The following is a 22,345-nucleotide window of genomic DNA, read 5'->3' as shown; positions in this document are numbered from 1 at the left end:
CCGGAGTCCCCATGGGACTCCGGGGCACCCGCCCGACACGACGGCGTGTCAGCAGCTCACCTGGTAGATCTTCCGGCCCTCGAAGTACAGGGCGCCGCCGTAACGGAATTCCTGCGTCTTGTTGGCGGCGATGCTGAACTGCGGATCGGCCCGCCAGGGGATGTCGACCTTGAAGCACTTGCGGGACGCGTAGGTGTTCTTGACGGTGACGTAGCGGGAAGCCCCGTCGCTACGCCAGCTGAGGGCGGTGAGGGACGCCGCCGTCGTTTGGAACCCGTCACTCACGGGGCCGGCCCCGATGGGTTCTGCCTGCGCCGTCGAGGGAATCGCGGCGAGGACTCCTGCGGTGACGACGGAAAGCGCGAATGCCGTTCTGGCCCGGGAATTCATGATGGTTTCCTCATCTTCATCTCAAGGGCGCGACAGCGAAGGGGAAAAGCCTCCGTCCGGTCGCGTCCGGTTGCCGTGGAACGAGCGTATGCAGGCATCCCACGGCTTCCTTTTCCCTGCGTGCACACCTCTTCGCAATCCGTCTCCTCGCACACGGAGGCGATGTCCGGGCAGCCCCCGAGGGCCGCACCCGCCCGGCCTACGCTGACGGCCGACCGCCCGTCGGGGGACCGTGACCGGCCCGTCCCGGCCCGTGAGCCAGGTGAGGGCTCCCGCCAGGAAGTACTCCGGGCGTTCAGGACGCGGTGGCGCGCTTCAGGAGGACGCTCCCGGACCGTGGACGTGCGGTCCTCCTCGGCGGTCCGCGGCGGCCGGTCCGGGGTGCCCGGGCCGCGGGGCGGAAGCGTCCCCGCGAAGAGCCAGACACTCCGTCAGGAAAGCCAGTGCCCGCAGGTGGTAGCTGCGGGCCGCCCGGCCGAGGCTGATGTTGTGCCCCGCGTCCGGCTGGTGGTGGACCTCCACCCTCGCCGAGGTCAGCGGAGCCCTCAGGGCGGCCACCGCCGCCGCGTCCGAATCCCACCACGGCTCCTGCTCCGCGAAGGTGAACCGGACCGGGACCCGCACCCTGGAGGCGAGCCGCGTGTACAGCTCCGGCCAGTCGGGGAACTCGTCCGTCTCCTTCGAGGGCGTCGGTGCGAGGAGTGGGCGGACGAGCCGGAAGGTCTCCGGCGGGTAGAGGCCGGGCGCACCCCAGTGCCGGTGCCAGTCGACGCGGCCCCGGTCGCGGAGCTGCCGCTGCCGGGGAGCGGGTGTGCTGCCCAGGCCGGAGACGTCCAGGCCGATGACGGCGTCGTCGCGGTCCTGGGCGGCCAGCGCCAGGGCGGCCTTCCCGCCGGTGGAGTGGGCCACCACGAAGAAGCCGTCACCGGTGGCGTGCTGACGGGCGAAACTCCTCAGCGCCGCGCGGAGCAGCACCGCCTGCCGCGCGGTCGCCGCGCCCTCGGGCAGGAACGCCGCCGAGTCGCCGTAACCGGGCCGGTCCACCGCCAGGACGGTGAATCCCAGACCGGCCCCCAAGCCCATCAGCGAATGGCCGGGTTCGGCGTGACGGTCGAAGTACCCGGCCCGCATGCCCGCTCCGTGCAGTGCGAGGACGACGGCCCGTGGCGGAGCGGAGGAGGGCTCGACGAGCAGCCCCGAGACAGGGATGCCCAGGGCGTCCAGCACGATTCCGGTGGTTCCCGGTCCGGTGGCGTGCGGCAGGCCGGCCATGCGGTCCCTCTCGTCGGGGTGGTCCTGCTCAGGCCGGTCCCGTGGCCAGGAGCGCGTCCAGTTCCTCGATCGCCTTGGCGGGATCCGTGAAGTGGATGGCGTGCCAGCCGGCCTCGCGTGCTCCCGCGCAGTTCTTCTCGATGTCGTCGACCAGTACGCATTCCCGGGGCAGGAACCCGGTGCGCCGCTCGGCCACCCGGAAGATGCCCGTCTCCGGTTTGCGGCTGCCGACCTGGAACGACATGACGAGCTCGGCGAAGAGGCCTTCGGGCTCGACGACGCGGCGCCAGTGTTCGTCCCAGGCCGGCACCATGTTGGACATCAGCCCGACGAACACCCCCCGCGTCACCAGCCGGCGCAGATGCCCGATCCACGGTTCGTTGGCGCTGCGGCCCTCGAACCAGCGTGCCGGGAAGTCGGAGAGGTCCACCTCGACGCCCTCGTCGGCGCGCAGGGCGGCCCGCACCTGCTCCGACCACTCCCCCTGGGTGATCAGCGGAGTGTCCAGGGGGGCGAGCAGGTCCACCCCGTGGCCGTCCGCCACCTTGGTCATCGCCGCGAGCAACTGGGCGGGCGCAATGCCGATCTTCGCGCAGAAGTTGGCCACGGTGACCTTGGTGGACGGAACCTCCAGAACGCCTCCGTAGTCCGTCCACACGGCGCGTACGGGGGGTTCGGCAAGCTGCGGCATGTCTGTTCCTCGCTTCTCCGGGTGCGACGGCACGGCGGTTCACTGACCCATCGCGAGGCCGCCGCTGACCGGGATCGCCGCCCCGGTCACGTACGAGGCCCCCTCGCCGGCGAGGAACCGGACCACCGCGGCGACCTCCGCGGGTGTTCCCACGCGGCGCATGGCGGTCTGGGCCAGCAGGGCGTCGCGGCGCTTGTCGGACACGTTCTTGATCATGTCGGTCTCGATCAGCCCGGGGGTCACCATGTTCACCGTGATCCTTCGCCTGCCGAGCTCCCAGGCCAGCGAGCGGGTCAGGCCCAGCAGACCGGCCTTGGACGCGGCGTAGTTGACCTGACCCGGGGAGCCGAGGAAGCCCATCACCGAGGACATGAAGACGATGCGGCCCCAGCGGCCCCGCACCATGTGGGGCACGGCGAGCCGGGCGAACCGGAACGCCGCGACCAGGTTGGTCTCCAGGACGCTGCGGAAGTCGTCCTCCGGCATCAGCGGGGCGAGGGCGTCCTTGGTGATGCCCGCGTTGGCGACCAGCACCTGGACCGGTCCGTACTGCTTCGCGACATCGGCCAGTGCCCGCTCGGCGTCGGCGGGATCGGTGACGTCGCACCGCACGCCGAACAGGTCCGACGGGGGCTCGCCGGTGCGGTAGGTGACGGCGACCTTGTCGCCCTCGTCCGCCATCGTGCGGGCGATCTCCAGGCCGATGCCCCGGTTGCCACCGGTCACCAAAACTGTCCTGCTCACGTCAAATCCTTAGGTCGGCATGCATGGACGCGCCGTGCGCGTACGGTCACACGGTCAGAGCGGCGTGGGCGGGCGGAGCGTGACGCCGATGGCGGCGACCGGGGATCCGGACTGTCCGAGGGAGACCGACAGCCGGTGCGGAAGGCCGTCCCGGCGGTCCGGGGCGGCGGAGACGCGGACCGGGGAGTCCAGTTCCGCGAAGCGGGAGAACGACGCGTCGAGTGCCGCGACCGACGCGAGGCCGGAAGTGCCGTCGTCCGGCCGCAGCTCCCGCTCCAGCAGGATCGCGGACTGACGCGCGGCCTCCATCAGGACCATGGCCGGAATGTGGTCGTAGTCGTGGTCGAAGAGCCCGCCGTTGCCGAAGTCCGGTGCCAGGGTGGCGGACAGGGTCTCCTCGTCCACGCGCGTCCCGGCGCCGGCGAGTACCACGTTCGCCGGATCGAGCCGCCCCACCCGGGCCGGCGCCACGGCGTCGTGGCGGTCGTCCACCGCGCGGAACGCCGACGTCGTGGGGGGTGTGCTCCCGCGCTGCATGTGCCGCAGCGCCGCGTACTGCGGGGTCGGCGCGGAGCTGACCCGGATGTGGGCGCTGCCCAGCGGCCGGCCCCACATCGTCAGCCCGATGTCGAACCGCACGGCGGTCAGCCGCTTCCTGCGGTCGTAGGCCGGGGTCATCGTCTCGCTCAGGATCAGCTCGCCCGGCCGGTCACCGGTGGCCGGTCCGTCCGTCCCGCACAGACGGATGGACCAGTCGCCGACCATGAAGGTGGTGGCGAGCGGGACGCCGAGCTGCCGGTGCGCGCCGTAGATGGACGCCTGCCGGCAGATCTCCAGGAGGAGCAGCGGGTCGTCCGGTGCGGGGCTTCCCGTGTGGTCGTTGAAGTACGCGTGGGACACCGGAAGCTGGGCGGCGCACCGGAACGAGAGCTCGGCCGTCTCCTGCAGTCCGGTCACGAACACCTCGGCCACGGAGGCCCGGTGGACCATGCGCCGGTCGATGGTCCGGTAGAACTCGAGGATCCCGGGATCCGCCGCGGCCCGTGGGGCCGGAATGCTCTCCGAGACGGTCATGGTGGAAACCCTCCCCGCTCCGGGCGATTCCTGTCCGCGAGGCGTCGTCCGGGGACGGCGTCGTCGCGAACGGCAGTGGTCACTGCCGTGGATGCGACAAGAATGCGGCGCGCCCGATGGCGCGTTCAAGGGGTCTACCACCTTGAGGAGGAGGTGCTACCTCCAAGGAGGTAGCACCCGCGACGGCCTCTGCGGACGGAGGGGCCGGGCGGGAGAGGCGTACGGAGGGAGGGGGTCCGTCAGGCGGAGCACGTGAGTGCGGCCGGGATCTCGGCGAAGGTCTCCTCGACCAGTCTCACCAGCCCGTCACGGCCCCCGGCGCCTCCCTGTGCCGTCCAGCGGAGGGAGGCCGTGCGCCAGGCGGCCACGAAGATCTCCACCGTCAGGCGCAGACGCACCTCGTGCACGTCCTCGCCCGTACCGGACCCGCTGTGCACCGCGTCGATCAGTGCCCGGGTGGTGTCGTGGCAGTACCCCAGGCTGTGCGACTGGAGCGCCGGGACGTCGTCCGACAGCTTGCGGGTCGCCAGGAAGCGCCGGTCCCAGTCGGCGTCCAGCGAGCCCAGGGTGGTGTCCAGGGCCGAGCGGAGCGCGTCGAGGAGCGGGCCGTGCGTCTTCCGGTCGTCCATGTACTCCAGGTAGGCCGACCACAGGTCGGTGTCCGCGGCGAGCGCCACGTCCTCCTTGGAGCGGTAGTTCCGGAAGAAGGTGCGCTTGGAGACCTCCACGGCGTCGCACAGGTCGTCCAGGGTGGTGGCGTCGTAACCGTGCTCGGTGAACATGCGCAGCGCCGTTTCGGCCAGCGCCCGGCGCGTTCGCAGCTTCTTCCGTTCTCGCAGCGGCAGTTCGCGCAGGTCATCACTCACATGGCCAGGTTACACGACCCAGCAGCGGTTGCGCTTTGACAGCGAACGCCACTTAGTGGCAATCTCGCCTTGGCGGCTATCTGTGGCTGTTGATCGTCTCGTGAAGGAGTCCGAACTCGTGACTACCGTCCCCGCCGGCCGCTTCCGGCCGGTGATCGCGCTGACCGTGGTGTTACTCGCCTTCGTGACCGTGCCGATGTCCATTTCCGGGGCAGCCGTCGCCCTGCCCGACATCGGTGAGGACCTGCATACCGCGGGCGCTCCGCTCCAGTGGGTCATGAACGCCTACAACCTGACGTTCGCCTCGTTCATGCTCGTCGCCGGTTCCCTGGCCGACCTGGTGGGCCGCAGGCGCACGTTCGCGGTCGGCGCCGCGGTCTTCGCCGTCGGCTCGCTCGCCGCGGCGGCCGCCCCCGGCATCCTCCTGCTCGACATCACCCGCGCCCTGTCCGGGATCGGCGCGGCCGGAGTGTTCGCCAGCGGCGGCGCGATCCTGGCCACCACCTTCACGGGCGCCGCGCGCACCCGCGCGTTCGCCGCTCTCGGCAGCGCGGCGGGGCTCGGACTCGCGGCCGGGCCCACGCTGTCGGGCTGGCTGGTCAGCGCCATGGGGTGGCGGGCGACCTTCGGGGCGCACGCGGTCATGGTGGTGGTCGCGCTGGCCGGCATCGGCTTCATCGCGGAGTCCCGCGCGCAGCAGCGCCCCCGGCTGGACGTGACCGGCGCGGTGGTGTTCGTCGGCGGGCTGGCCGCGCTGGTCCTGGGCGCGGTCCAGGGACCCGAGTGGGGCTGGGCGGCCCCCGGCACGCTGGCGCTGCTCATCGCGGGCGTGGGACTGCTGGTCTTCTTCGGCCTGCACCAGTCCCGCTCCGCCGCCCCCCTGCTGGATCTGTCGCTGGTGCGCAACCGCAGGTTCCTCGCCCTGTGCATGGTGCCGGTGGTCACGACGTTCGGCTTCGTGACGCTGCTGACCTATCTGCCCACCTACCTGGTGGGTGCGAGCGGTTTCTCCGCCCAGCGCGCCGGAGTCGTGCTGCTGCTGATGACGGGACCGGTGCTGCTGGCCCCGCCGCTCTCCGGGGCGCTGGTCAACCGCGGGGTGCCCGCCCGACTGCTGATCACTCTGTCGCTGGCGTTCTTCGCCGTCGGCAACGCCTGGCTCACCGTGATCGGCCCCTCCACGTCCGTCGCCGTGTTCGCCGGCCCGCTGCTGCTGACCGGGCTGGGCGCCGGCATCTCGTTCGGTGTGGGCGACGGAGCGGCGATGAGCCTGGTCGAGCCGGAACAGGCCGGAATGGCGGCCGGCTTCCTCAACACGATGCGCATCGGCAGCGAGGCCATCGTCATCGCGGTGTACGGCGCCGTGCTCGTCAGCCTGATCGGCACGCGCGTCGGTTCCCACGAGACCGCCGCGAAGGTGGCCGCGGGTGACCTGTCCAGCGGCTCGGGCGCACTGGCCGACGCCTTCACCCACGCCCTGCACGTGGCGCTCTACGGAACGGCCGCCGTCTGCGCGGTCGGCGCCGTCGCCATCGGCCTCGCCATGGCCGGGCCGCGCCGGGAGCGTTCGGCGGGCACCGCCGCCGACGAGCCGGCGACCGTGCCCACGAAGGTCGGATGACCCGGGCGGGAACCCACCCGGGAGGCGTGCGGCATCACGGATGCCCGGTGTCGGGGACCCGTGATGCCGGCGAACGGCCCCTCACCCGACGAGCTCACGGAAGCGGGTGGGCCGTTCGGCCGCGGTACGCCGGAGGAGCCGGGACCTGAGACACGCTCCCGGCCACCGGTGACGTGCCACGGTGACGGGGAGCCGCGCGGGTCCCGCCCCCAGGCGGCCCGACCAGGGCGAGCGGCCGGGCCCCGCCCACCGGGACCTCCCGACCTCGTACCGGGGTCCCGTCCACCGGGGCTGCGGACCCGGTACGGGGGCCCGCCCGCCGGCGCTGAGGGCCTTGTACGGGGGCCAGCCCACCCGACCTCCCGACCCTGTACGGGGGCCAGCCCACCCGACCTCCCGACCCTGTACGGGGCCCTGCCCACCGGACCTGCCGACCTTGTACGGGGGCCCGTCCGCCCGGGCTGCGGACCTCGTACGGGTGCGGCCGGCCACGGGGGAGGGGAGGCCTGGCACTTCGCCAACGGGTTCACTCGGGCGGGCGGACCACCACGGCACAGCCCACATTGCCGTCCGGACCGACCGACGTGAGCACGGCCGCGCGTTCCCGCCGCGTGTGCGGCCCTCCGTGCTGCCACCGGGCCAGTAGTGCGGCCAGTTGAAGGGCGAAGGCGGCACCGTCCGTCTCGCCCAGAACGGGCTGGACCTCCAGCCGGTGCGGCTGCTCCCCTGCGGGTAGCCGGGAGAAGACCTGACGCAGGGCACGCTCCTCCACGGCGGCCCAGCCCCTACGTCCGCACGCGCCGGGTGCCGCCACCGCCACGTCCCCGGCGGTGAGACCACTGCGCTCCAGGGCCGTCCGCAGGCACGCCGCCAGGCGTTCCGACACGCCGGTCAGACCACGATCCGGGTCGGCGAAGCCCACCTCGCAGGCGAGCAGCCGGGCGAGCGGCGCGGGCCCCTCGCCGGGAACGTCGGAGGCCGGCCGGCCCGTCCTCGGCGCCTCCAGGACGAAGACCGCCCCGCCCTCACCGAGCCGCGCGCCCGCGACCAGGCCCCGCGTGCGGTGCCACGCCCACGCCCGCTGCGGGGACAACTCCTCGAAGGCGCCCGTCAGCAGACGCCGGGCGTGGCCGGCCAGGAGTGTGTTCCGGGCGTAGCGCAGTGCGTTCAGGCCCGCCAGCGGGCCGCCCGACACCGTCGCGTTCACGCCTGTGAGCCCGAGCCGGATCGCCGCCCTTCCCGCGGCCGAGTTCATCAGGACACCGGGAAAGTGCGAGGGGTTGACGAAGTAGGGACGCTCCTCGACGAAGGTGTCCCGGATGAACTCACCCACTCTTCGGGTGCTGCCCACCGACGTCCCCAGGACGATGCCGGTGTCGCCCGGCCCGATCCCCGCGCTCCGCACCGCCGGCTCGTCCAGCGCGAGGGTGCACGCCACCGAGGCGAGCTGGTCGGTCCTCGTCAGCCGGCTGAGCCCCTTGCGGCCGAGTACGCCCTCCGGTGCGAAGCCCGCGACGGGCGAGGTCCCCGGTGCCGGAGGCCAGTCGCCCGGCGGCGCGGGAGCGGCGGTATCCCGCGCGCCCACCGCGCCCCCGGCCAGCGCGTCCGCCAGCGGGGCCAGCCCGTACCCCGCGGAGCTGAACACCGCGCACCGCACGATGTCCACCGGTTCCACGGGCGCCGGGGGACGCTCGGGTGAGGCCTTCAGCGGCACCACGAGGGCCTCCCGCGCCGACAGCGAAGTCATGCCGCCACCTCTCCGAAAATCGTCACGGCGTTGTTCCCGCCGAAGGCGAAGCCATGGTTCTCCACCACCCTCGGCCGCACCCTGCGCGACGTCCTCGGCACGCAGTCGACACCGGGCCCCAGCTCGGGGTCGACCGTGCGCAGGGTCGAACTCGCGGGCAGGAAGCCCTCATGGACGGCGGCGCAGGAGATCAGCGCTCCGAACGCGGCGGCCGCGCCCATCGTGTGCCCGAGGGCGGACTTGATCGAGCTGATGGGAGGCACCCGCCCGCCGAACGCGTCCCGGACCGCGGCGATCTCGGTGGAGTCGTTCGCCGGCGTTCCCGTGCCGTGGGCGCAGATGTAGTCCACGTCCTCGGGCCTGATCCCCGCGTTGCGGTGGGCGGTCCTGATGCACGTCGCGATCGAGGGGGCGTGCGGGTTGGTCATGTGGTGCGCGTCGCACGACATGCCGTACCCGAGCACCTCCGCGTACACGCGCGCGTCCCGCCTCAGCGCGGAGTCCAGTGTCTCCAGGACCAGAGCCGCCCCGCCCTCCGCGGTGACGATCCCGTCCCGGTCCTCGTCGAAGGGCCGGGGGACGGTGGCCGCGAGTGCGCCGAGCCGGTGGAATCCGGCGTGCGTCGCACGGTTGGAGGCGTCGGCTCCACCGCACAGCGCCACGTCCACCTCACCGGCCCGGATCAGATCGTAGGCGTACCCCACCGAGTAGTTGCCCGCGGCGCAGGCCGTGCCCAGGGTGACCGCCTCACCGGTCAGCCCCAGTTCGACGTTGACCGCCGTCGAGATCCTGCCCGCGTCGACCTGGTCGATCAGCCGGCTGTCCAGGTGCTCGGGTCCTTGGAACGTCCACTGTTCGCCCAGGGACTCCAGCAGCTGGGACTCGCCGTTGGTCGTACCGAACACGCTCGCCGTCCGCAGACGGGAGAGCCGGGCAGGACCGATGCCGGAGTCCGAGACCGCCATCCGGGCCGCCGCGGCGGCGAACTGACTGCTGCGGCCCCAGCGCTCGGGCGGGAGCGACCGCAGGTGCCCGGCGGGGTCGAAGTCCCTTACCTCGCCCGCCAGCAGGTGCTCGAAACCGGTGGCGTCGAACTGCCCGATCGGTCCGATACCGCTGCGGCCGGAGCGGATTCCGTCGATCAGCCTGCGGGCGCCCATGCCCATGCTGCTCACGGCGCCCAAGCCGCTGACCACGACGCGCCGTTCGCCGCCCTCAGGCACTGACGGCTCCCGCACCGCTGTGCCGGCCGACCACCTCGTAGACCGCCGTCATGTCGTCCAGCTCCACGACGTCGTCCTGCGGCACCTTGATGTGCAGATCGCGCTCGAACCGCGCGTACATCTCGATCACCAGCAGCGAGTCCGCGTCGAAGTCGTCGGAGAAACTGCTCGTGTCCCCGAGGTCCCCCGCCTCCACCTCCAGGACGTCCGCCACGATCAACCGCACCTTTTCCCGCAGCTCGTCGGTCAGGGCATGCTCGCTCATGTTCGCGTCCTCCGGTCGAATGAAATCCCGCACGATGTCTTCCCGGCGCCCGGTGACGGGTTGTTCCCGAGCCGGCCGGAGACCACCAAACCCGTTTCCCGATTTCTCTGCAAGGTTCACCAAAGTGGCATGCCGTGTCTCTCGCGAGGTATTCCCGGTGCCACCAAAGGACCGGTCCCGTGAAATGCCACTGTTTCTACGGAACTTCTATCCTCTTTCAATGTCGCCTGTGCAGAATGGCGGAGTTGATTTTTGTCAGCTTCCGGAAGCAGGTGCAGAATGAAACCCGCCGGGTCGATAGGGATCACCTCGGCATCGTTGTGGCTGCCCGAGAAAAGAGCCTCGGCCGCCGACGCCGTGGCGCACCGCGGACTGCGGCGCCGTGATGCCCGCGGCCTGGGACACGAGACGCTTCCGGAGTCGGACGGCACGGCGCCCCCCGAGATGGCGGTACTGGCCGCCCGCGACGCCCTCGGCGCCGCCGGTATCGGCCCCGAGCGGCTGCACGCGCTCGGCCACGCCTGGATGTACTACCAGGGGCACGACCTGTGGTCGCCCGCCCACTACATCGCCCGTGAACTCGGTGCGCACCGCGCACTGCCCTTCGGGATCCAGCAGGTGTGCAACGGAGGAGCCGTCGCCGCCGAGCTGATGGCGGCGTACCTCGCCGGGCCCGCGCCGTCCGCGGCCGACCGCCCGAAATGGGCCCTGGTCACCACCGCCGACCGGTTCGCCTCCCCGGGGTTCGACCGGTGGACGAGCGACTACGGGGTCGCTTACGGGGACGGGGCGACGGCGCTGCTCCTGCACAGCCCCGCGGGCCCCGGGGACGCCCTGGTGCTGCGCTCCGTCGCGACGATCGCGGCTCCGGAGCTGGAGGGCATGCACCGGGGCGCGGACCCCTTCGCGGCGGCGCCGCACTCCCACCGCCCCCGGGTGGACATGCGCGCCACCAAGCGCGCGTACCTCCGCGAACACGGCGACCGGGATTTCTCCGACACCAACGGGAGGATCATCCGGGAGGTGATGGCCAGGGCCCTGGACGACGCAGGGGTGAACGCCGACGACCCGCGCCTGCGGACCGTCGTGCTCCCCCGTTTCGGCACGAAAGTGCTGAACGAGAACTGGATACCGGTCATCTCGGAGCGCACCCGGGCGAAGATCGAGAACTTCGGGCAGTGCACCGGGCACCTGGGTGCCGGGGACGCCGCGGCGAACATTGCCGAATTGTTGCGCGGGGACCGTCTCGCCCCGTCGGAAATGGCTCTGGTCTTCAGCGCGGGCGCCGGATTCACCTGGTCCTGTCTGGTCGTGGAGGCAGTCGGCCGACCCGCACGCCACTCCGGTGGACCGGCTGGAAATACCCATTGTTTCGCACCACGGAACGGCGGAAAATGATCCAGGAACTGCTCCGTCCGCCCGTCGTCGGCTTCGACGGTTTTCGTGTCCCCGGCCGACTCGGACTCCGGGCCGGACCCGGCCTCCTGCCCGGGGAGGAGAGCGCCGCCTCCGCGATGTCGCCCGCGCGCCGACTCGAATTCACCGCCGTGCGCGGCTGCGCACGTGAGGGACTGCGCCGGCTGGGCGTCCGTCCCGCGCCGATCCTGCGGGGCCCCGCAGGAGAGCCCCTGTGGCCGGCCGGAGTGGTGGGCAGCATGACGCACTGCCCCGGCTACCACGCCGCCGCGGTGGCACCGGCCGACGAGGTGGCGGCGGTGGGCATCGACGCGGAGGTGCACGCCCCCCTGCGGTACGCCGAGATGCTCGGCCTCATCGCCACGCCCGAGGAACGCGCCCGGATCTCCGGCCTGACACGGGACCACCCCCAGGTGCACTGGGACCGGCTGGCCTTCGTGGCCAAGGAGAGCGTGTTCAAGGCGTGGTTCGCCCTCACCGGGCGTCCCCTGGGCCCGGGGGAGATCGTCGTCCACCTGGATCCCTCCGGCGGGCACTTCCGGGCCCGGCCGCGGACCGCGGGTGGCGACGCGGCGCCGGACGCCGAGCTGTCCGGACGCTGGGCGGTCCGCGACGGCGTGCTGCTGGCGGCAGTCACCGTCCCCCGAGCCGCCGCCCGCCGGTACGGACACCGTGCCGCGACGCGGGCGGTGCCGGCTTCGGCGTGAGGTCTCGGCGTGAGGTCTCGGCGGGCGGCGGGCGGCGGGTGGCGGGTGGTGTCGGCTTCGGCGTGAGGCTTCGGCGGGTGGCAGGCGGTGTGGGCATCGGTGTGAGGTCTCAGCGGAAGGCGGAAGGCGGAAGGCGGAAGGCGGAAGGCGGAAGGCGGAAGGCGGGCGGCGGGTGGCGCGTGGTGCCGGCTTCGGCGTGAGGTCCCTGAGGGAGGCGGAAGCGGCTCGGTGGCCAGGAACCCCCGCGGCGTCCACGGGCCTCGCGTTCGCTTTCCTTCCGGCCTCGGGTGAGGGCCACCGGGGCCCTTCGCGCTCACCCGTGCGCCCGGGCGGGCGTGGCCGCGCCGGACAGGGACCGGTAGAGGTAGGCGGCGGACGCCAGCGTCATGTGGTGGTGCCAGCCGGGGAAGGACCGTCCCTCGAAGTCCAGCAGCCCGAGCCCGTTCTGCAGTTGGTCCACGGACGTCTCCGTCACCGCCGAGCGCAGCGCGAGGGCGTGCACGGCTGATGCCCCTGTGTCGAGCAGCGAGGTCAGCCAGAAGCGCGAGGGCCGGTCCCGGCCGGGCGGGATCTCCGCGATCAGCCGGAACGCCCGCCGTGGCACGGCCGAGGAGGTCTTGGGGGAGTGGAAGCGCACCAGGGCGGAGTACAGCGGCCGGCGCCCGTCGCGGCCGGGCCGCGCCGTACGGACATGGTCCGCCACCAGTCCTGCGGCGGTTCCGGTCCGTACGGTCGCCGGACCCGGGCCGCCGGACGGCAGCGCGGTGAGCGGCTGGTGCGGCGGCACCTCGATCACGAACTCCCGCCCGGCACGGTCCAGATGCGTCGCCAGGAGGGACGCGTCCCGGCCCGCACCCGGACCGTGGACGAGTGGCGCGGAGCCGGCGACACCGTCCGCGGCGGCCCGGGCCAGCATCTCCAGGGCCAGCGCCCAGACGGGACGCGACGTCACCTCGTCCGGGATCCTGGTGCGTCGACGGCGTTCCGGGTCGTCGCACCAGGTGTCGTCCAGCATCAGCTCCCAGTCCACCGGAATGCTTCGGCGGCCGTCGGTGAGGAAGAGGCCGACGCTGAGCTGGCAGTTGACGCGGCGGCCGCTCTCGGGCAGCGGGCGCTGGTGCAGCCCCACCGCCTGGGTGCCGCCCCGGCGCAGCAGCACCGTTCCCGTCGTCCAGACGGCGTCGGGCAGCAGGCCGGCCGCCAGGCGCGCCAGTTCCCGGCGCGGAGCGGCCCAGTCCCAGGGACTGGAGGTGATGAACTGCTGAAGGGCCTGCGCGGCGCTGGACGGCAGCGCCAGCGTGTGTGCCAGCCGCCGCACCGACTTGCGCCCCGGCGTGGCCAGCAGCCCGCTGAGATAGACGGTCGCCCATCGTCGCTGGTCACGGCGTGGAAGATGACCGAAGACACGGTTGCTGTAGTCGAGGAGGTCGTCGGAGTCCATGAGGTCCTGCCTGCGGGGCGGAGCGACGGCGGCTGTCGCGCGTGCGCCCATGGCTGACCTCCCTGGGGAATGACGGGTCGGCCGAGGACACCGGTGGCGCAATGAACATAGCGGTTCTCCTTGTTCGCGGCTGACCATTTCGATGGCGGGGGTTGGCGGGAAACGCCTGCTTGCGATGGGACTCCGGACGGGCACCGCGGAATCCGGGCACGTGGGGCGCGGAGTGTGACGTTTGTGAATGCACTGTTAATTTATTCCTCGCCCGCGTTACATACCGGCAGGGGGCCCAGTAGGTTCCGGATTCTCCGCAGCGGTCCGCGAGTTGACTCAATCCCGGCGATCTCTTGCCACTGTATGCATGGTGCAGCGAGTATCCGCTACGGCCGGAGGATCAGAGTTGATCCTCGGCAGGAGGGGTGCGGACGCCGTCGGCCGGTCCGGCCGAAGTGCGCCGCAGGGCTCCGTGATCCCGGGACACGGCCCGGCCGTCGTCCTGCCTCGTCGCCCGCGGGCCGACCGGCGCCCCACCGTTGCGAGCCTGATTCCCGTCGAATGCGGAAAACTGGAGGTCTTTCTCATGGACGTGCTGGAAAAGAGACTGGGTGTGCTCGGCCGGGAACGTGACCTTCGCGTCATGGTGTCCATGCTTTCCCGTGCGGCCGAAGGCGCCCATATTCTTCTCGTGATCGAGGGCGAGGCGGGCATCGGAAAGACAGCGGTTCTCGGGGAATTGACGAGGATCGCCCGGGACCGCGGATTCGAGGTAGGGGCTCCGGCGGGCCCCGGCCGGCGGGGCGCGAGACCGACGGGGCCCCGGCCCGGGGTGAGCGTGCCGAAGTTCACCGCCATGGACGGGTGCGAGGCCGTGGACCCCGGGACCGTGGCGGCACTCTGCGGCGCCCCGGCGCGTGTCGTGGGCAGGGGGCACCTGTGGGCCGTCGCCGTACGCCCCGGACGTACCAGCGATTTCCTGCACCGCATGGATCCGGAGGACCATCTGAGGATCGTGCGCCTACGGCTCGAACGGCTGACGCGGGAAGAGGCGGCCGGACTGGCGGCCGAACTCCTCGGGGCCCGGCTCTCGCCCGACCTCGCCGCACTCGTCGGGTGCGCGGGCGGCAATCCGCTCCTGGTGACGGAACTGGTGCGCGGGCTGCGGGAGGAGGGCGGGGTCAAGGTGCTCGACGGCACCGCGTGGCTGAGGTCGCCGGCGCTGCCCCTGCGGCTGCAGATCGTGGTACGGGGGTATCTGTCCTCCGTGTCGGAGGACAGCCGGCACGCCCTGCGCGTCGCCGCGGTGCTGGAAGCACCGCTCCGGCCGGCTCAGCTCTCGGTGCTCGCCGGCCATCTGCGCAGATCCACCGCCATGCTGATGCCGTTGCTGGTCGAGGCGGTGGAGGCCGGGCTTCTGCTGGACCGGGAAGGCGCGCTGGACTTCCCGAGCGTCCTGTTACGCCGGGCGGTCGCCGAGACCGTGCCGTGGGCGGTGCGTCAGGCGCTGCTGCGTGAGGCCAGGCAGCAACGGCTCGCCGCGGCCGACGAGTCCGTCCGCTGCGTCACCCCTCCCGCCGGCGACGGCCATGCGGTCCGCGCGGAGGCGCCGCCCGTGGACAGGGCTGTCGCGTCCGGCCTCCGGGCGGCGCACGCCGGTGGTCGTCCCGCGCTCCCCGACGGCCCGGCTGCCGAGGTGTCCGAGAACTCGCAGACGCGGGGCGAGGAGCTGACGCTGCGGGAGCGGGAGGTGCTGCGGTGCGCGGCGAAGGCGATGAGCAACCGTCAGATCGGGCGGCAGCTCTCGATCACGGAGGGGACGGTCAAACGGCACATGAGGAACATATTCCGGAAGCTCGACGCGACCTCCCGTATGGACGCGGTCAACAAGGCGGGCTCGCAGATCCCGGCCGAGCCCTGCTTCCGGTCCTGAGTACGCGCCTCCCGTCCCCCGGTGCACGGGCGGCCCGGCTCCCGGAGAACGGGCGGGCCGCCGTACCGGCCGCGTCGCAGCGGCGGTACGGCGGCCGGACCACGGGTCAGCCCCGTACGGCCGCCGCCCGCCGTTTCCTTCTCGGCCGGAGCAGGTACCACTCGACGAGGAGCAGATGGGCCAGCACCGAGCCCCAGGTCGCCGCCGCGTACGCCTCCTCGTAGTCGAGGCCGACGGACACGAGCACGATGTTCACGGGGCGCAGGGTGACGGTGGACGTGGTCAGCGCCACGTTGCGCAGCATCCACCTGCGGTGGTCGGCGAACTTCCGCTGCCGGGCGGTGCGGTAGCCCTGGACGGAGGTGGTGATCCAGCAGGCGTCCATCGCCAGCAGGGCCACGCACACCCCCGGCCCGCTGCCGGTCAGCAGGGCGATCGGGATGGCGAGGGCCGAGGACGGGAACACGCCGGCGAAGAAGTAGACGCGTCCCACGACGCGGTGGGCCCGGGGACTGCGCGCCCGGAACCAGGGCCAGACCTGGAGCCAGGCCAGCACGATGGCGATGGCCGCGGTGAAGACGTGCGTGACGAACGCCGGATAGTGCCAGGCGAGGTCGTCGCGTATGCTCAGCCGGCTCTGCGAGGGATCCAGGGTGAGATAACGGGATATGCCGAAAGCGGCGAACCCGACGCAGTACAAGGCGAGAAGGCCGACCCACACCATCTCGCGCCGACCGGGTCTCGGGGCAGAGCCCGCCGGGCCTCTCCGCGGTGGATGTTCCACTGGTTCCGCGGCTACTTCCCGAACGCTGTCCACGGGATCACCTTTCGTCGCCCTTGATCCGAGGGAATCGTTTATGACCCGGAACGCGCTCCGGAATACAGAGGGTCCCTCGAATTTTAGGTACCGAAAAGCGCCCGGACCGCCAGTTTCAACTTACGTGACAGCGGCATGCCTCTTTGGAGACATGCGGGGGTCCGCCGCGGCGAAGGGTGTGTACCTTTTGCTGAATTCCGGCGGCGGAGGCCGGGGGTGGCTTTCCCTCCATGGAATTCCGTGCAACGGGAGCTGCCGCATTCATCGTCGAGGGGGACCGTCTCCACATGCGCATCGTTCGATATCACGCATTCGGACCCGCCGAAGTGCTGCGCGTCGAAAAGGCGGAGGTGCCGCGTCCGGGACCCGGTGACGTCCTCGTGCGGGTGGAGGCCGTCGGCGTCGACCAGGCAGACGTCCAACGGCGGCGCGGCGAGCACCCGGTGTCCCTCCCGGTGCTGCCGGCCTGCCCCTCCGCGGACGTCGTGGGGTACGTCGAGGAAGTCGGCCCGGGTCTGCCCGCCGCCCGCGTCGGGGAGCGCGTCGTGGTCTGGAAGGCGCGGAACGCCTACGCCGACTACGTCACCGCTCCGCTGCACCGCACCGTGCCGGTCCCGGCGGGCCTGAGCGCGGGGCAGGGCACCGTCGTCGGCTCGACCGGACGTGTCGCCCTCCAGGTCGTCGACACCGGACGCCTGCGCGCCGGTGAGAGCGTGCTGGTCCACGGCGCGGCGGGCGCCGTCGGGCACATGGCGCTACAGATCGCCAAGGCCCGGGGAGCGCACCCGGTCATCGCGACCGCGGGCTCCCCGCAGAAGCGCGACTTCGCCCGGTCCCTGGGCGCCGACATCGCCGTCGACTACGGCGAGACGGACTGGCCCGGCCAGATCCGCGAGGCACTCGGCGGCCGAGGCGTCGACGTGATCCTCGACGGCGTCGGAGGCGACCTGCTGCACAGCGACGTGCGGTTGCTCGAACCGTACGGGCGCCTCGTCTTCTACGGCGCTTCGGGCAGCCCCACCGCGCGTCCCACCCTGTCGTTCCTGGACGTCCTCGGCATGAAGTACGTGACCGGGTTCAGCATGGCCACGCTGCTCGAACACCGGCCGGACCTGGCCGAATCGGGCACACGCCGGCTCCTGGAGGCCGTCGGCTCGGGGTCCGTACGCCCCGTGGTCGCGGCCGAAGTCCCCCTGGCCGACGCGGCCCACGCCCATGACCTGGTGGAGGCGCGCACCAGCTGCGGGCGCGTGGTGCTGGTCCCCTGACCCGCCACGTCCGGTCCGTGAGGCCGGCCCAACCACCCCCTCCGACGGGGAATCCGACGGGGAATCCGACAGGGAAGAGGACAGCATGTCCGAGAAGTCCGGGACCGAGGTGCTCATCGTCGGCGCAGGTCCGGTCGGCCTGGCCCTCGGCGTCGATCTGCTGCGCCGAGGCACCTCCGTACGCGTCGTGGACCGGGACCCCACCCCTCACCCGCATTCCAAGTCCCTGGCGCTGTGGCCGAGGGCGCTGGAGTACTTCCACCGCCTGGAGCTCATCGATCCGCTGCTGGAGCGGTCGCTCACCGTGGGGGCGCTCACCTACTACCTGGGGGGACGGATCGTCCGGGTGGGTTTCGGCAGCCTCGGCGGCACCCGCTACCGCTATCCGGTCACCCTGCCGCAGAGCGCCACCGAGGAGGTGCTGCGCCAGGGCTTCGCGGCGGCGGGCGGCAAGGTCGAGTACGGAACCGAGTTCGTCGACTGCGCCCAGGACGCCGACGGCGTGCGGGTCCGGCTCCGCGTCGACGGACGCGAGACCGAGTCGCGGGCACGGTACCTGGTCGGCTGCGACGGGGCCCACAGCACGGTGCGCGAGCGCCTCGGCGTGGCCTTCGAAGGTGCCACCTACCCGCAGCGGTTCCTGGTGGCCGACGGCGTCTGGGACGCGCCGCTGCCGCAGAACGAGACCCACTACTTCATGAACCCGTCCGGCGTACTCGTCGTCACCAGCCTGCCCGGAGGAAGAGCCCGCGTCTTCCTGGGGCTGCGGGAGGAGGTGGCCGCCGACCGGCTCGCCGAGACCGCCCGGCGGCTGGCGTCGGAGCGGTGCACCGTCCCGATCCGGGCGGTCGGAGAGTTGCAGACCGGCGTCTTCCGGGTCCACCGCAGGATGGCGGACCGCTTCCGCGTCGGACGGGTGCTGCTCGCCGGCGACGCGGCGCACATCCACAGTCCGGCCGGCGCGCAGGGACTCAACACCGGTCTGGAGGACGCCGGTTCGCTCGCCTGGCGGCTGGCCGGGATACGGGGGGAGACGGTCGCACCGGACGCGCTGGAGGAGTGGTCGCGCGAGCGGCGGCACACGGCGGCGTCGGTCGTCGCCGACAGCGACCGCCAGACACGCATGTGGACGCTGAGCGGGTGGCGCAGCACGCTGCGGGACGGCCTCCTGGAAGCCGCCGGGCGGTCCGGGGTCCTGGACCGCTTCGTCGCGCCGCGTCAGACCCAGCTCGCACTCACCTACCCCGGCGACGGCTCCCGGGCCGGGAAGCTGCGCAGCGGCATGAGACTGCCCGACCTCCCCCTGGGAGGCAGGGCCGACCGCGCCTGGCTGCACGACCGGGTGGCGCCCGACGGACCGGTGCTGCTGCTCTTCGCGGCCGACAACCGGGACCCCGAGCGGCTGGCGGACACGCGCCGGGCCGCACGACGGCTGCTCGCGGAGGAGGGCGCGGGCCTGCGCCCCCGGAGAGCGGTGCTCGTCAGCGCGCGCATCCCGGAGTCCGTTCCGGGTGACGACGGCGTCGAGGAGATCGGTGATCCGGGAGCGGACGTCCACCGCGCGTTCGGCATCACCGGACCGAGCGCCGTCCTGATCAGGCCCGACATGACGATAGGGACCGCCTTCGCGCTCTGAGCCGGAGCCGAGGACGTCCGCGCGGTCGACGGGGGAAGGAGACCGAGGTGGCTGTGTTCCACCTGCTGGGTCCGTTCGCGGTGGCACCTCATCCGCCGGAGGACACCGCTCCCGTGGTGCGGGGACCGAAGGTGCGCACGTTGCTCTGCCTCCTCCTGCTCAACTCCGGCACCCTGGTGACGATGGATCAGATGATGTCCGAGCTGTGGGGCGAGCGGGCGGTCGCCAGCGCCGTCCCCACCGTGCGGACGCACGTCCACCGTCTGCGCCGCGCCCTCACGCCCCGCGACGGAGGCGGACGGGGCGCGCGGATCCACACCAGCGGTTCGGGATACGTCCTGGATCTCGGGGACGACCGTACCGACGTGCTGGCGTTCCAGGAGTCCGCGGACCGCGGCCGGGCCCTGCTGGAGCGGGAGGCGTACACCGAGGCCGCCCGCGAACTGCGGCGTGCGCTGTCCTACTGGCGGGGCCCGGCCCTGGTCGACGTGTCCCACGGCCGGGATCTGGAGCGGGAGGCGGCCCTGTTGGAGGACCAGAGGCTGTCCGTGCTGCGACAGCGGATCACCACCGATCTGCGCCTGGGACGCCACAGCGCGCTCGTCGGCGAGCTCCGGGGCCTGGTCGCGGCCCACCCGCTGGACGAGCGGCTGTACGGGTGCCTGATCGAGAGTCTGTACCGCGACGGCCGCCGCGAGGAGGCGCTGCGCGCCTACGAGCGGATCCGCCGGGCCCTGGACGTGGAGCTGGGGCTGGAGCCGGCGCCCTTCCTGGAGGAGCTGCGGAACCGCATCCGCTCCCCGGGACCGGGAAGAGCCCGGTGCACCACGGCGTAGCAGGGGAGCGGGCCCGGGACGGCGGGGCGGGCCGGTCTTCGGGTCCGCCCGCCGCCGTCACCCACCGGAGCCGCGACCAGGTGGGCCGGCCGTGGGGCCCGGTCGCGGTCCGGCTTCACCCGAACAGCCTGTCCAGGTGCTGGTCCACGGCCCTGAGCACGGCGTGGGGTTCGATCACGTCCAGTTCGATCAGTGTGGCGAAGCCGGTGAGCGCGAGAAGGAGGTCGGTCTCGGTCGCCGGGTCGCGGGCGGAACCGATGTGCCCGTCCGTGATCGCCTGACGGATCAACTCCTCGATCCGCGCCCGTCCTTGGAGCATGCCGTCGCGGGTGCGCGCGAACACCTCCTCGTCGTGCAGCGCCTCCAGGACGTACGCGGCGTTCATCCGGCTGGTCGCGCGGGCGTCGGCGTGGAGCGGAAGCATCTCGATGAGCGTCAGTCGCAGCACGTCACGCGGGTGCGGCGGGTCGCCGAGTTCCTCCAGGCGCCGGCCGACGCGTCGCGCGGTCTGCTCGGCGGCGAAGTCCATGGCGAAGGTGAGCAGGTCCTGCCGGGAGGCGAAGTAGTGCTGTAGCTGCCCGTGGGAGATGCCGGCCTCCCGCGCGACCTCGCGCAGGCTCAGATGAAGGACGCCGCGCAGATCCACCACCCTCCACAGCGCCCGGGCGATCGTCTCCCGGCGCTCGCGGTGGTCCACTTGTTTCGGCATCGCCCGCTCCGCTCCTTTTTCCCGTACGGTTGACATAATACAGCTGGCTGATAACCCTGGGAAGCCTGCCGTACCGGCCGGAGAGGACAGGTCATGCCCGAGCGTCCGAGAGTGCGTACCGCCGAGGGTGTCGTCGAGGGCCGTCTGCGACAGGGGCACGCGGTGTTCCGCGGTGTGCCCTACGCCCAGCCGCCCGTGGGCGCGCTCCGCTTCGCCGCTCCCGTGCCGGTCGGTCCCTGGGAGGGGATCCGGCAGGCATCCGAGTTCGGCCCCGCCGCGCCGCAGTCCGGCCCGACCCGGGGGGACCCGCCGCAGGACACGGGCTGGCTGACGCTCAACGTGTGCACGCCGGACCCCGGCGGTGCGGGCCTGCCCGTGCTGGTGTGGATCACCTGCGGGGGCTACATGGCGGGGAGCCCCGCTGATCCGATGTACGACCCGACGGCGCTGGCCGGGGCGGGGCTCGTCGTCGTGAGCGTCAACTGCCGCATGGGAGCGGAGGGGTTCGCCCTCCTCGACGGCGCTCCGGCCAACCGCGGTCTGCTCGACCAGGTCGCGGCACTGGAGTGGGTACGGCGGAACATCGCCCGCTTCGGCGGGGATCCGGATCTGGTCACCGTGGCCGGGCAGTCCGGCGGGGCGGGGTCGGTGGCCGCGCTCCTGACGATGAGGCCGGCGCGGGCCCTGTTCCGGCGGGCCATCGCCCACTCGGTTCCGGGCATGCACTGCACGCCCGCGCTGGCGAAGGAGGTCACCGCCGCGCTCGCGGACCGCCTCGGCACGGCACCCACCGCCGCGGCCCTGGCCGGCACGGCACCGCAACGCCTGGCCGACGAGCTCACCGCCCTGTGCGCCGACCTCCCCCGGTACCGGGAGCGCTGGGGGAGGCTCGCCCACCTGGGTATCGCGGTGTGCCCGGTGATCGACGGCGACGTCCTCACCGAGACGCCCTGGACCGCCCTGACCGACGGCCGCGCCGCCGGGGTCGACCTCCTCGTCGGCCATACCCGCGAGGAATTCCGGCTGTTCAGTGTCATGACGGGCCTGCGGGGGACCTTCACGGCGCAGGACGCCCGTACCGCCCTGGACGTGTTCGCCCCCGCGCCGGACGGCCCGGACGCGTACCGCGCCGCCCACCCGCACGCGAGCCCGGAGGACCTGCTGGAGACGGTGTTCTCCGACGCCACGTTCCGCATGCCGTCGCTGCTGCTCGCCGAGGCGAACACGGTGGCGGGCGGAAGCTCGTTCCTCTTCGAGCTGCGACTCGGCTCACCGACCGTCGGCGGCGCCTGCCACAGTCTCGACGTCCCCCTCGCGTTCGGCACGATGGACAGCCCCACCGGCAAGCAGCTTCTCGGTGACGAGCCGGCGCCCGAAGCCGTCGCGGTGTCACGCGAACTCCAGCGGGCGTGGGCCCGGTTCGCCGCCACCGGGAGGCCCGGGTGGTCCGCCTACGACCCCGACCGGCAGCTGACCCGTGTCCTGGCCACCGGATCGAGGACCGTGCCCTACCCCGAACAGGCCTCCCGCCGGATCTGGCAGGGCTTCCCCCCTGCCCCCTTCGACCTCACCTGAACCTGATACGGCGGCCCACGGGCCCCGGTGCGCCGACGCATGGGAGGACATGGCATATGGCCGGGAGAGCGGTACGCAGCACAGCTCCCGGCGGACCGGCGGGGAACCCGCCCGGCTGCCGCC

Annotated in this window: 20 protein-coding genes; 8 read left to right on the top strand and 12 right to left on the bottom strand. The window is 72.4% G+C overall.

Translation table 11 applies throughout. From position 1 onward, the window contains the following. Nucleotides 1–48 precede the first annotated feature (48 nt). From ACFVS9_RS14525 to ACFVS9_RS14500, 6 genes are all read right to left on the bottom strand, one after another. On the bottom strand, nucleotides 49–390 hold the full coding sequence (locus tag ACFVS9_RS14525; protein ID WP_389932185.1) for a hypothetical protein: 342 nt from the start codon (nucleotides 388–390) through the stop codon (nucleotides 49–51). 315 nt (nucleotides 391–705) lie between these two features. After that, entirely contained in the window at nucleotides 706–1,662 is a 957-nt protein-coding gene (locus ACFVS9_RS14520; RefSeq protein ID WP_389932182.1) for an alpha/beta hydrolase, read from the bottom strand. Nucleotides 1,663–1,690: 28 nt separating this feature from the next. Next, on the bottom strand, nucleotides 1,691–2,353 hold the full coding sequence (locus ACFVS9_RS14515) for an HAD-IA family hydrolase (RefSeq protein ID WP_389932179.1): 663 nt from the start codon (nucleotides 2,351–2,353) through the stop codon (nucleotides 1,691–1,693). A 39-nt stretch (nucleotides 2,354–2,392) separates the two neighbouring features. Then, a complete protein-coding gene (gene fabG / locus ACFVS9_RS14510) occupies nucleotides 2,393–3,097 on the bottom strand; it encodes a 3-oxoacyl-ACP reductase FabG (protein ID WP_389932176.1) in 705 nt (234 codons plus the stop codon). Between the two features lie 54 nt (nucleotides 3,098–3,151). Beyond that, entirely contained in the window at nucleotides 3,152–4,171 is a 1,020-nt protein-coding gene (locus ACFVS9_RS14505; RefSeq protein WP_389932173.1) for a ScbA/BarX family gamma-butyrolactone biosynthesis protein, read from the bottom strand. A 239-nt stretch (nucleotides 4,172–4,410) separates the two neighbouring features. Beyond that, nucleotides 4,411–5,037, bottom strand: a complete 627-nt coding sequence (locus ACFVS9_RS14500; RefSeq protein ID WP_383116517.1) for a TetR/AcrR family transcriptional regulator — start codon at nucleotides 5,035–5,037, stop codon at nucleotides 4,411–4,413. Between the two features lie 118 nt (nucleotides 5,038–5,155). On the opposite strand from ACFVS9_RS14500, the gene ACFVS9_RS14495 reads away from it, so the two are divergent. Then, nucleotides 5,156–6,658, top strand: coding sequence for an MFS transporter (locus tag ACFVS9_RS14495; RefSeq protein ID WP_383116516.1), 1,503 nt, complete (start codon nucleotides 5,156–5,158; stop codon nucleotides 6,656–6,658). A 526-nt stretch (nucleotides 6,659–7,184) separates the two neighbouring features. Here ACFVS9_RS14495 and ACFVS9_RS14490 read toward each other — a convergent pair. From ACFVS9_RS14490 to ACFVS9_RS14480, 3 genes are read right to left on the bottom strand one after another with little or no spacing between them, the layout of a single operon-like run. After that, entirely contained in the window at nucleotides 7,185–8,405 is a 1,221-nt protein-coding gene (locus tag ACFVS9_RS14490) for a beta-ketoacyl synthase N-terminal-like domain-containing protein (RefSeq protein ID WP_389932170.1), read from the bottom strand. After that, nucleotides 8,402–9,628, bottom strand: coding sequence for a beta-ketoacyl-[acyl-carrier-protein] synthase family protein (locus tag ACFVS9_RS14485; protein WP_389932167.1), 1,227 nt, complete (start codon nucleotides 9,626–9,628; stop codon nucleotides 8,402–8,404). The genes ACFVS9_RS14490 and ACFVS9_RS14485 overlap by 4 nt, the downstream gene beginning before the upstream one ends. After that, nucleotides 9,621–9,893, bottom strand: coding sequence for an acyl carrier protein (locus ACFVS9_RS14480; RefSeq protein WP_383116513.1), 273 nt, complete (start codon nucleotides 9,891–9,893; stop codon nucleotides 9,621–9,623). Before ACFVS9_RS14480 ends, ACFVS9_RS14485 begins: the two co-directional genes overlap by 8 nt. A gap of 279 nt (nucleotides 9,894–10,172) precedes the next feature. On the opposite strand from ACFVS9_RS14480, the gene ACFVS9_RS14475 reads away from it, so the two are divergent. Beyond that, nucleotides 10,173–11,291 (top strand): ketoacyl-ACP synthase III family protein, encoded by a 1,119-nt coding sequence (locus ACFVS9_RS14475; RefSeq protein WP_389932164.1) that lies wholly within the window; start codon nucleotides 10,173–10,175, stop codon nucleotides 11,289–11,291. Continuing rightward, nucleotides 11,288–12,016 carry a 4'-phosphopantetheinyl transferase gene (locus tag ACFVS9_RS14470; protein ID WP_389932161.1) on the top strand — a complete coding sequence of 243 codons (729 nt, stop codon included), beginning with the start codon at nucleotides 11,288–11,290 and terminating at the stop codon, nucleotides 12,014–12,016. Before ACFVS9_RS14475 ends, ACFVS9_RS14470 begins: the two co-directional genes overlap by 4 nt. 313 nt (nucleotides 12,017–12,329) lie before the next feature. Here ACFVS9_RS14470 and ACFVS9_RS14465 read toward each other — a convergent pair whose 3' ends face one another. Then, complete coding sequence (locus ACFVS9_RS14465) at nucleotides 12,330–13,508, bottom strand: IS701 family transposase (protein WP_389932158.1); 1,179 nt, start codon at nucleotides 13,506–13,508, stop codon at nucleotides 12,330–12,332. A 778-nt stretch (nucleotides 13,509–14,286) separates the two neighbouring features. Here ACFVS9_RS14465 and ACFVS9_RS14460 point away from each other — a divergent pair. Beyond that, on the top strand, nucleotides 14,287–15,381 hold the full coding sequence (locus ACFVS9_RS14460) for a LuxR C-terminal-related transcriptional regulator (protein WP_389932155.1): 1,095 nt from the start codon (nucleotides 14,287–14,289) through the stop codon (nucleotides 15,379–15,381). 106 nt (nucleotides 15,382–15,487) lie between these two features. On the opposite strand, the gene ACFVS9_RS14455 is transcribed toward ACFVS9_RS14460, so the two are convergent. Next, on the bottom strand, nucleotides 15,488–16,105 hold the full coding sequence (locus tag ACFVS9_RS14455; protein WP_389932153.1) for a DUF2306 domain-containing protein: 618 nt from the start codon (nucleotides 16,103–16,105) through the stop codon (nucleotides 15,488–15,490). 380 nt (nucleotides 16,106–16,485) lie between these two features. Here ACFVS9_RS14455 and ACFVS9_RS14450 point away from each other — a divergent pair, with 380 nt between their 5' ends. From ACFVS9_RS14450 to ACFVS9_RS14440, 3 genes are all read left to right on the top strand, one after another. Then, the gene (locus ACFVS9_RS14450) at nucleotides 16,486–17,466 is read left to right on the top strand and encodes a zinc-binding alcohol dehydrogenase family protein (protein ID WP_389932150.1); all 981 of its coding nucleotides are present in this window, start codon (nucleotides 16,486–16,488) and stop codon (nucleotides 17,464–17,466) included. An 85-nt stretch (nucleotides 17,467–17,551) separates the two neighbouring features. Beyond that, nucleotides 17,552–19,102 carry an FAD-dependent monooxygenase gene (locus tag ACFVS9_RS14445; protein ID WP_389932147.1) on the top strand — a complete coding sequence of 517 codons (1,551 nt, stop codon included), beginning with the start codon at nucleotides 17,552–17,554 and terminating at the stop codon, nucleotides 19,100–19,102. A 47-nt stretch (nucleotides 19,103–19,149) separates the two neighbouring features. After that, complete coding sequence (locus ACFVS9_RS14440; RefSeq protein ID WP_389932144.1) at nucleotides 19,150–19,938, top strand: BTAD domain-containing putative transcriptional regulator; 789 nt, start codon at nucleotides 19,150–19,152, stop codon at nucleotides 19,936–19,938. Nucleotides 19,939–20,053: 115 nt separating this feature from the next. Here ACFVS9_RS14440 and ACFVS9_RS14435 read toward each other — a convergent pair whose 3' ends face one another. Beyond that, nucleotides 20,054–20,647: a TetR/AcrR family transcriptional regulator gene (locus ACFVS9_RS14435; RefSeq protein ID WP_383116504.1), complete on the bottom strand. Its 594-nt coding sequence runs from the start codon at nucleotides 20,645–20,647 to the stop codon at nucleotides 20,054–20,056. A gap of 93 nt (nucleotides 20,648–20,740) precedes the next feature. Between ACFVS9_RS14435 and ACFVS9_RS14430 the strand changes: the two genes are divergently transcribed. Continuing rightward, nucleotides 20,741–22,222, top strand: coding sequence for a carboxylesterase/lipase family protein (locus tag ACFVS9_RS14430; protein ID WP_389932142.1), 1,482 nt, complete (start codon nucleotides 20,741–20,743; stop codon nucleotides 22,220–22,222). Nucleotides 22,223–22,345: the final 123 nt, after the last annotated feature.

This window comes from Streptomyces sp. NPDC058008 (genome assembly GCF_042886395.1).
In the GTDB taxonomy this organism is placed as follows: domain Bacteria; phylum Actinomycetota; class Actinomycetes; order Streptomycetales; family Streptomycetaceae; genus Streptomyces.
This window is presented reverse-complemented; position numbering and strand designations above follow the sequence as displayed.

Excerpts from the sequence above, each read along its gene's own strand:
- ACFVS9_RS14445 (WP_389932147.1), top strand. The coding sequence starts at position 17,552 with ATGTCCGAGAAGTCCGGGACCGAGGTGCTCATCGTCGGCGCAGGTCCG.
- ACFVS9_RS14475 (WP_389932164.1), top strand. The coding sequence starts at position 10,173 with ATGAAACCCGCCGGGTCGATAGGGATCACCTCGGCATCGTTGTGGCTG.
- ACFVS9_RS14455 (WP_389932153.1), bottom strand. The coding sequence starts at position 16,105 with ATGGTGTGGGTCGGCCTTCTCGCCTTGTACTGCGTCGGGTTCGCCGCT.
- ACFVS9_RS14490 (WP_389932170.1), bottom strand. The coding sequence starts at position 8,405 with ATGACTTCGCTGTCGGCGCGGGAGGCCCTCGTGGTGCCGCTGAAGGCC.
- ACFVS9_RS14450 (WP_389932150.1), top strand. The coding sequence starts at position 16,486 with ATGCGCATCGTTCGATATCACGCATTCGGACCCGCCGAAGTGCTGCGC.
- ACFVS9_RS14520 (WP_389932182.1), bottom strand. The coding sequence starts at position 1,662 with ATGGCCGGCCTGCCGCACGCCACCGGACCGGGAACCACCGGAATCGTG.
- ACFVS9_RS14515 (WP_389932179.1), bottom strand. The coding sequence starts at position 2,353 with ATGCCGCAGCTTGCCGAACCCCCCGTACGCGCCGTGTGGACGGACTAC.
- ACFVS9_RS14470 (WP_389932161.1), top strand. The coding sequence starts at position 11,288 with ATGATCCAGGAACTGCTCCGTCCGCCCGTCGTCGGCTTCGACGGTTTT.
- ACFVS9_RS14505 (WP_389932173.1), bottom strand. The coding sequence starts at position 4,171 with ATGACCGTCTCGGAGAGCATTCCGGCCCCACGGGCCGCGGCGGATCCC.
- ACFVS9_RS14435 (WP_383116504.1), bottom strand. The coding sequence starts at position 20,647 with ATGCCGAAACAAGTGGACCACCGCGAGCGCCGGGAGACGATCGCCCGG.
- ACFVS9_RS14480 (WP_383116513.1), bottom strand. The coding sequence starts at position 9,893 with ATGAGCGAGCATGCCCTGACCGACGAGCTGCGGGAAAAGGTGCGGTTG.
- ACFVS9_RS14465 (WP_389932158.1), bottom strand. The coding sequence starts at position 13,508 with ATGGGCGCACGCGCGACAGCCGCCGTCGCTCCGCCCCGCAGGCAGGAC.
- ACFVS9_RS14525 (WP_389932185.1), bottom strand. The coding sequence starts at position 390 with ATGAATTCCCGGGCCAGAACGGCATTCGCGCTTTCCGTCGTCACCGCA.
- ACFVS9_RS14430 (WP_389932142.1), top strand. The coding sequence starts at position 20,741 with ATGCCCGAGCGTCCGAGAGTGCGTACCGCCGAGGGTGTCGTCGAGGGC.